This window comes from Cognatundibacterium luofuense (assembly GCF_018139685.1).
GTDB lineage: Bacteria > Pseudomonadota > Gammaproteobacteria > Burkholderiales > Burkholderiaceae_D > Undibacterium > Undibacterium luofuense.
This window is the reverse complement of sequence record NZ_JAGSPN010000428.1, coordinates 1-325: the sequence shown is the minus strand read 5'-3', so window position 1 is coordinate 325 and position 325 is coordinate 1. Positions and strand designations below refer to the sequence as shown.

The following is a 325-nucleotide window of genomic DNA, read 5'->3' as shown; positions in this document are numbered from 1 at the left end:
AAGCATTCATAATCCCCCACACTGTACCGAACAGACCGATGTAAGGAGAGACCGAACCCACCGAGGCAAGGAAAGACAAATGCGATTCCAGCATATCCATTTCGCGCTGGTAGGCTGCGCGCATCGCACGGCGTGCACCATCCAGCATGGCACCGGCATCCAGTGCTGCTTTATTCGCGTTCTTGACCTTTTGGTATTCACTCATACCCGCTTCGAAAATACGTTCCAGCGAACCGGTTTTATCGCGCCCATTACGACGGTTGGCGGCCGCAGTCTGATACAGCTCAACCAGATTGCCACCTGACCAGAAATGACGTTCAAATTC

1 protein-coding gene is annotated in these 325 nt (G+C 52.9%); it reads right to left on the bottom strand.

Features of this window, described 5'->3' with window-relative positions:
* Positions 1–325: MotA/TolQ/ExbB proton channel family protein (locus tag KDM89_RS21080; RefSeq protein WP_212689771.1), on the bottom strand; the 325-nt coding region annotated here is incomplete at both ends.